The sequence below is a fragment of the Thomasclavelia sp. genome (assembly GCF_047249845.1).
Lineage (GTDB): Bacteria > Bacillota_I > Bacilli_A > Erysipelotrichales > Coprobacillaceae > Thomasclavelia.
In genome coordinates this window covers 1-6,862 of sequence record NZ_JBKTWO010000078.1, presented here as the reverse complement: position 1 = coordinate 6,862, position 6,862 = coordinate 1, and the positions used below count along the sequence as shown (strand labels likewise).

4 protein-coding genes are annotated in these 6,862 nt (G+C 29.1%); 1 reads left to right on the top strand and 3 read right to left on the bottom strand.

Annotated elements, in window-relative coordinates; translation table 11 throughout:
• A partial coding sequence (locus ACLR9T_RS12975; protein WP_413109928.1) for a discoidin domain-containing protein occupies window positions 1-4,285 on the bottom strand: 4,285 nt, incomplete at its 3' end.
• A 577-nt stretch (window positions 4,286-4,862) separates the two neighbouring features.
• Window positions 4,863-5,060: a hypothetical protein gene (locus ACLR9T_RS12970; RefSeq protein WP_413109927.1), complete on the bottom strand. Its 198-nt coding sequence runs from the start codon at window positions 5,058-5,060 to the stop codon at window positions 4,863-4,865.
• A gap of 979 nt (window positions 5,061-6,039) precedes the next feature.
• On the opposite strand from ACLR9T_RS12970, the gene ACLR9T_RS12965 reads away from it, so the two are divergent.
• The gene (locus ACLR9T_RS12965; RefSeq protein ID WP_413109929.1) at window positions 6,040-6,210 is read left to right on the top strand and encodes a hypothetical protein; all 171 of its coding nucleotides are present in this window, start codon (window positions 6,040-6,042) and stop codon (window positions 6,208-6,210) included.
• Between the two features lie 245 nt (window positions 6,211-6,455).
• On the opposite strand, the gene ACLR9T_RS12960 is transcribed toward ACLR9T_RS12965, so the two are convergent.
• Window positions 6,456-6,862, bottom strand: a 407-nt coding sequence (locus ACLR9T_RS12960; protein WP_413109926.1) for an HAD domain-containing protein, incomplete at its 5' end; no start/stop codon positions are given.

Genomic DNA, 6,862 nt, shown 5'->3' with positions numbered 1-6,862 from the left:
CTGGTACTAATTTACCTAACTGTTCTTGAGTTACTTCTTTAGCCATATCAATTGCAATTGATAATGCTGTTTTATCAGGTTTGCATAACTCTAACATCTGCATTGCTTTTTCTAGACGATCAAACGCATTATCTACTTCTTCTTGTGTAGCACTAACATTATCATATACATTTTGAGCATTTTCTAGTGCCGCTTTAAATTCAACAGCAACTGCTGAATCAACCTTATCTAACTGTTCTTGAGTTACAGCTTTTGCCATATCAATTTGAGTTGCTAAATTATCTTTATCAACTCTCACAATCTGTTTTTTTAAATTAGTGTACTCTTTAGAAAGTTCTTCTTTATAATCAAGTAATTCTTCAGTACTAATTGTTACTTTATTACTTATCTCATTTTCTAAATTAGACAAATATTTAATAAATTCCCGATAAGCAGATTCTTTAATTTGACCATGAGAATTACCTACATTCAATTCATTTAGTTTATCATTGACTTGATCAATTGTTCTAAGTAAATCATTTTTAGGATTTTCATATACTTCAATTTCGTAAATAGAATATCCATACTTGGCATTATTAGCTGCTTTTGTACCAATTAATTTAATATAACGCGCTTCAACATTGCCTAATCCGGTAAGATTATTTTCCTTAACTGTATTACCAATTACAGTTTTAATCGTGAACCAGTCTTTACCATTAACTGAGCCTTTTAATTCATAATCCACACCATAAGCATCTTCCCAGGTAATCTTAATTTGATCAACTTTATAGACTTTATTCAAATCAACCTGGATCCATTGATCATGATTACGTGCTGATGCCCATCGTGATTGTTCAGGACCACTAGCACTTTGATTAATAATTCCATCAAATGCCTTATTTGGTGTTTGATAATCAGTATAACTACTTGAAGCAGTTGCCTCTTTATTTAAAGCAATATTTTCATGAATAACATCGATTCCGATATCATATAGACCTTTAATTTCTTCATTATTTAATAAACGATTATAAACTTTAATGTTATCCAATGTTCCTATTAAGTTCTGTCCGATCTTTTGTAATGGTAAATTAATTGAAGCTGAATCATACCATCTATTACCTGAATTAGTTAGGATTGGTCCATTGATAGTTGATTTAATAACGCCATCTAAATAAACCTTGGTATATTTTTTATCAGAAGTAAATGCTATTTGATATAATTTACCTTTTTCTAGCTTAATATCATGTTCATAATGATAACTATCACGATCATACATTAATTGGTATTTACCATCAACTTCTTTTAAATAAATCTTTCTTGTTTGATATTTTGTATCAATCCATTGATTACATTTTTCCTCAGGCATATTTTCTTCAAATAAGATAATATCCCCTGTTTGTGACTCATCAATCTTTAAATCAAAAGCTAATGTGTATGGCCACTTCAATGCACTATGCTGCATTTGTAAATAACCATCACCATTTAATTTTAATACTTGATTTTCGTCTGTTATTTCAGTAGCCGCTTTAACTGCAGTAGCATCATATCCATTTCCTGAATTATCTTTAACAACTAAATTATCACCTCGTTTTGAAATACTTTCCATATCAAAGTCATATACTTTTTCTGTTTTACTGCTAATTTTTTTATCCATTTCAACATTAGGACCAACTCCTACAGTATCAACTTCAGCTTTAAATTGATCATATGACTTATCGTTATCTTTACCATACCAGAATGTTTGAGCATAAATTGGTAAGATACTTTGAGTTCTTGCAAAAACATCATAAACAGAAATTCCATTAAAGATTCCGCGGTCATTCCATAACGAAATCGAACCACCAACAATTTTTGGATGCCCTTCAGCAACATCAATTCCAGCGCCCATCTTATCTCTAAATTTTCCAGCACTTAAATTATTGTACATTTCTTCTTCTTTAGCAAAATCAGGGTACCCATTATTTCCTCCAGGAACAATATACCCGTACTTATTTGTTGCATTAATAAGCTTATAATCTTGATTAAATAATGATTTTAAGCTGATTGCATAATTTGCCCAAGCATCCATAATTGGATATTCTGGTATTTGTGTAGTACTTGAATCTACACACCCCATTGATGCCCAAGCCATTGGAGTTTTACCATATTTATTATAAACAAGATCCATAACATATTTAGTATATTGGGTCATATCTTCTTTATAGGCACTATTGTACTCATCAAGTCCAACGTTAAATGCATCAGTTACAAAAACCGGATTATCGCCACCCATGTACTCTTCATATAAATCAGCAATAAATTTATATACTGTATCTTTCTTATCAGAATTTAAACGAATATCTAAATGTGTTGCATCAAATCCTAATTCAGGATTATTATCAATAAAGACTGCTGAATGCGCTGGAGTATCGAATTCAGAAACAATTCTAATTCCATAATCTTCAGCATAATATTGAAAATCACGATATTCATCTTTGGTATAATAACCGTCTGTCGCTGTTAATCCTGGAATATCTGACTCTAATCTAAAACGTGAATGACCATTATATGAGGTATCATTTAAATGCACTTGAATATCTGTAAATTTATACCAAGATGCATATTTAACAAAATCTTTCATATACCACATTGGCATATATTTACGCGCTACATCTAACATAAATTTACGATATTCGTATTTAGCATAATCACGAGCTTCACCTTTATTAATTGTTAGGGCATCCCCACTAGCAACTAATGCTTGTAAAATACTTCGCGTTCCAAAGAATACGCCTTGATACTCAGTTGCTCTAATAGTAACTATATCACCAATTTCTAATGTATATCCTTGGTTTCCTATTGTTGTATCAGCATTTTCTTTTGTTAAGACAATATCACCTTTTTTAGGAACAGCATTACTAATTTCTACATCTAGACCAAATAGGTCTTTAATATCATCTTTTGTAATTTGAGCTGCTTTAGATAAACTCTCGTCCTGAACGATAATTCTTGAACTACTCGTTAAATGATATGTTCCCGTAGCTCCATTCCATTCTTGAATAGTTGGTACTGTTGTTGGTACTTCATTAGCATTTAAAGCAATTGAATTACGCCCAGGAATAATAACTGGCATATTTTTAACTTCTTTACTTACATTAGTACGAGTATCTTTAATAATATAAGTAACTAGAACTTCCTTATCAACCAATGGTTTATGAATAGCGCCATTATCTTCAACTACAAAATCAGTATCACTACAAAAAATCTCTGCAATGATATTATCATTATCAAAATGATATACAGGCATCTTATCCATCTCTGAAGTAATTGTTCCAACTGTGAAATCCTTAGCAACATCATCTACTGTCAAGCTGTTATTTACTTCTTCATAAATTTCCATTTCCCAAATAGAAATTGGTTTAGCACTACCTACACCATTACTTGCAGTTGCATAAAGACGAACAAATCTTGCTGTAATTGGTTCAAAATCAAATTTTTCCCAGCTTCCTTGTCCATCTTCTACTGTCTTAAATGTTGTCCAATTTTTATCTGCTGTTAAATCATTCGAATATTGCAAAACATATTTTGTGGCATAAGCGTTCTCCCAAAGAATATGTATTGATGCAAAAGTCATTTCTGCTTCTAAGTCAACATAGATCCATTGAGGTTCTTTTGTAATATTGGCACTTGACCAGCGACCATTATTAACATCAGTAATATTTCCATCAAATGCCCCTTTTGGCCCAAGCCGTTCTAATCCTGCTTCATTGCCTGATGCATATGCCGGTTTATTTAGTGCAATATTTACAGGATCATTACTAGTATTCTTTTTAACTTTTAAAACTTCTAATTCTTTTAAACCAATTGTACTTTCTCCATCTTTGGCTTGAATTAATTCAATTTTCACATACCGAGCAACTGTATTTTCGTTCATTTCCCATTCTTCATCACCACCTGTACCTTCTTCGTGAAATAAAATTTGATTATATTTTTGGTCAGATTTAGCGACATATAATTTATAATGAAAAGCAAAATTACTTGCCCATTTTAATGTAACTTTCTGAAAACTTTCTTCTTTGCCTAAATCTACAATAATTGTTGGATTAGAAGTAATATTTTCAGCTTCCCATTTAGTATCTTCTTTACCATCAACTGCATGAGCTCCCTCATTACCTGTAGTTGCACTACTTACAATAACTGATTTATTTAATGCAATATTTTCATATTCTTCAGTCGCAGCTACATTTATAGAGAGCTGTCCTAAAACAGTAAATACCATCAAAAATGATAGCATTAAAATAAATCCTTTCCTTAATATCTTTTCCATCTTTTTCCCATTCCTTATCATTATTTAAATTTTAAACTTATTTATTCATTAATATTTATTTCTTTCATTCCTCCTTTCAAATAGAAGACTTTAATAAATAAAAAAAAGCAAGACTAAAAAGCAAATAGCTCTTTGGTCTTGCCTAATTAAAGTAACAATCCATTTCATTTAGTATATCACACTTATTTTATCAATACAATATCTTACACAAATACTATAAAATATTACTTTAAAATTTAAATATCCTCCATTTTATTTATATATTTTGCTACTGAAAGTAGTTCATCAGCAAATTCATTACTTTCGTTTATCTATAGACTTTGACTAGAATGTTCTAACCATATGATAGGAGCATTTAAAACATTCAAATAGTCTTCTACTAAGGAAGTTATTGCATTGATAGCATATCTTCCAAAGAAAAAATAAATAGTAGTATTGTGTTTTGAATAATCAACACGTAAATCTATATCATATAATTATGAATAGACATGATTAAACGCTCCCTTAAATAAAGGAATTTATCAATTAAATTATATCCAAATGAGAATATATCACAAAACATATTATAATCTCCATTTTAGATTTCTGGATTTTTATCCATACATGAAAAAAGATAGTTTAAATATTCAACACTTTTCCATGTAACCTCTAAATAATAATATGGTGGACATCTAATTGTCATTAATTTCTTAATCTTATCTGTATCGCCTTTATTTTGTGCAATTTCTAATGCTTTATCATAATCTAAATTCTCTGTTTCCAAAAAATCAACCATTTGTCCTGTTCCAACTACAGCATGATAGTAATTAGATGATTTTAATATAAGAGCACTATCTTAAGATTCATCGACAAGATAAATCTTTTCTTGATGGAACAGTTTACAAAGATGTTTGGTTAAATCTAAACTATCTTCCATATAAGTATCAACCGTCATGTTTTCATTTCCCACATAATATAGATTTACCAAAACCAGGCTGGTCCCATAAAACAACCATAAAATATTTTTCAAGTTTTGAAAATTCATGCCTATTCGCTGCCACCTGAGAATCAACTGGACTTCTAGCTAAAAAAGAACTGAATTATCTTTATTGTGTCCTCGAATACTTATCCATTCATTTCTATTATTAATTTAATGTTTTCTAATTTACTAATACTATTTTTCCTTTTTCATCTTTATTTTTAGGGATGTTTGTTGTTATATGACTAAATATTATAACCGTTAATATAATTGCTATACCTTACAAAACTAAGTTTCAGGTAATAAAGAACGGTTTTCTTATTCATAAACCATTTTGATCCAAAAATAGTTTCTATTATAATCAGAATAATTACACATAATAATAAACCTAAAAAATAATTACTTCTATCATTATTATTTCCTCCCTTTATTATTTTGACCAGCGTTCAAGTTTGCTTAATTGTGACATAATAACTGCAAAAGGTGGTTATTTTATAAAAAAGTGATTTAGTCTTAGATACCATGCTAGAATTATTAACAGAAAAAAGGTGAAAGCTATTCTGTTAGTGATATTACAAAAAGGATGATGTATTATTATTTTAAATCCAAAGAAGAAATTTTGATCCCCTATGTAGACAAACTTATCAAGATATTATTGATAACTGTCAAAAAATTGCTTTGTTCAACGAAAGAAACGCACTTAAAAATTAAAACGCTTATACATATATTATCAAAACACCATTATCTCCACTTATTTGAATAACTTAACTATCTCCATGCCCCTCAAAATGCATGTATTCACCAAAAATCTTTAGCTAAGATACTTATAAGTCTTTCTCCTGTTATTGCACAAATTATAGAATCAGGAAACAAAGAGAAAATATTTAACTACTCTCATCCTCTTGAATTAAGCAAAATAATATTATCTGTTTTCTCTTTTTTATTTGATTCCGGAATTTTTAACTAGACTCTAGAACAAAAACTAACAATTCTGGTTTCCCTGTTTGAAAATGCCTTAAGTGCTCCTAAAGGATCCATTGACTTCTTTATTTAATTATTCTGTATATTACATAATGCAATTATCTTTAGATAAATAATATTATTTAAATATGATAAAACCACAGTTTCTAAATCAAACTGCGGTTTTCACTTTCTCTAAAGCTTAATAAATATTATCTTCTCTTTATCGATAGTTATAACTTGTATTATCAACTATTTTAACAGTTTTAGAGCATATTCTATTTCATATCTAGTTAATCCAAATTTGAAATTACATTTAACTAAACGGTCTGACAATTCGCTGATATATGCATCATCAAGAATTAAAATATTATCAAATAAGATACCTCTTTTTTTACAATACTCAATAATTAATTCACCTTTACTTTTAGTATCATCAATATCTAAACAATCAAATAATGATAATCCATAATTATTCAATGATTGTTTTAATAAATCAATATTATCAATAGAATATCGCCAAGTAGAAGTAAGAACTATTAAATATTTCTTATTAATTTTATTAATAAAATTAGAAAATTCATTTAGATTATCATTACTTAGTATTCGCATATCATTTCCTTGATGTAGCTTTCTAGCTGCGTCACTATTCAATCCCC

Bases quoted from the DNA above. Each gene is read 5' to 3' on its own strand.
- ACLR9T_RS12970 (WP_413109927.1), bottom strand. From the start codon at position 5,060: ATGGTTGATTTTTTGGAAACAGAGAATTTAGATTATGATAAAGCATTA.